Annotated in this window: 1 protein-coding gene; it reads left to right on the plus strand. The window is 60.5% G+C overall.

Annotated features, from left to right (window positions below; translation table 11 throughout):
• On the plus strand, window positions 1–1,756 hold a 1,756-nt coding region (locus AC1D1P_RS22460; RefSeq protein WP_477674511.1), incomplete at both ends, for an isoleucine--tRNA ligase.

Below are 1,756 nucleotides of genomic sequence, written 5' to 3' on the forward strand. Positions count from 1 at the left end.
TCTTTCCATCATCCTCTCGCTCACGTTGACGAGTACTACAACCGAACGGCGCTGGTATTTGAAGGTGACTATGTCACTGCAGACGATGGAACCGGCATCGTGCACTCTTCACCAGCCTACGGGGTAGACGACTTCAATACCTGCGTAGCCCACGGCATGAAGACCGATCAGATTCTGAATCCTGTGCAAGGAAACGGCCGATATGTCGAAGACATGGCCCTTTTTGGTGGATTAAACATCTGGAAAGCCGCGCCCCTGGTCATAGAGACTTTGCGCGGTGCGGAACGCCTATTCGCAACCAAAGAGATTTCTCATAGCTACCCGCATTGCTGGCGCCACAAGACGCCGGTGATCTATCGCGCTGCCGCTCAGTGGTTTATACGCATGGACGAGGGCGTTGGAGTTTTTGATTCACGGCGTGAGACGGTCGGACGAGTTCCCATGCATGCCGATTCCAAGTGGTGGAAGGATAGGTATGCCGATCTAGGGTTCAAGACCCTGCGCGAACTCGCCTTGGCGGCAATCGAAGAAACCAGCTTCTACCCGGAAAACGGCAAAGTCCGCCTGCGCGACATGATTGCCGGGCGGCCCGACTGGTGCATCAGCCGCCAGCGCAACTGGGGCGTGCCCCTGCCCTTCTTCATCCACACCGCCACCGGCGAGCTGCATCCGCGCACCATGGAAATCATGGACCAGGCGGCAGCCATGGTGGAAGCCGGCGGCATCGAGGCCTGGAGCAAGGCCACGGCCGAATCCATCATCGGCGCCGATGCGCCGGATTACATCAAGAGCACAGACATCCTCGACGTCTGGTTTGACTCCGGCACCACGCACGACCACGTGCTGCGCCACAGCCATGCCGCGCAATCGACCTGGCCGGCTGACCTGTACCTGGAAGGCCACGACCAGCACCGCGGCTGGTTCCATTCGTCACTGCTCACTGCCTGCGCGATGTACGACCATGCGCCTTACAAGGGCCTGCTCACGCACGGCTTCACCGTCGACGGCAAAGGCCGCAAGATGAGCAAGAGCGAAGGCAATGTCGTGGTGCCGCAGGAAGTGAGCGACAAGCTGGGCGCCGAGATCATCCGCCTCTGGTGCGCCTCGACCGATTATTCGGGGGACCTGGGCATCGACGACAAGATCCTGGCCCGCGTGGTGGACGCTTACCGCCGTATCCGCAACACGCTGCGCTTCTTGATGGCCAACGTGAGCGACTTCGACCCGGCCAAAGACGCCGTGCCGTTTGAGCAGATGCTGGAAATCGACCGCTACGCGCTCAGCCGCGCATCGCAACTGCAGGCCGACATCCTGGCGCATTACGAGGTGTATGAATTCCACCCGGTGGTCTCCAAGCTGCAGATCTATTGCAGCGAAGACCTGGGCTCCTTCTACCTGGACATCCTGAAAGACCGGCTGTATACGACCGGCCCCAAATCGCTGGCCCGCCGCAGTGCGCAAACTGCGCTCTGGCAGATCACGCACGCCATGCTGCGCTGGATGGCGCCCTTCCTGAGCTTCACAGCCGAAGAAGCGTGGAAGGTGTTCGGGCAGTCCGAGTCCATCTTCATGGAAACCTATGCCGAGTTCCCCGCGCCCGACGCAGCGCTGCTGGCCAAGTGGTCACGCATCCGCGAAATCCGCGACACGGTCAACAAGGACATCGAAGCCCTGCGCACCGACGGCAAGGTAGGCTCTTCGCTGCAGGCCAATGTCGCGCTGGAAGTGGCCGCGGAAGACCATGCACTGTTGGCAT

This window comes from Polaromonas sp. P1_E1_2, assembly GCF_056406035.1.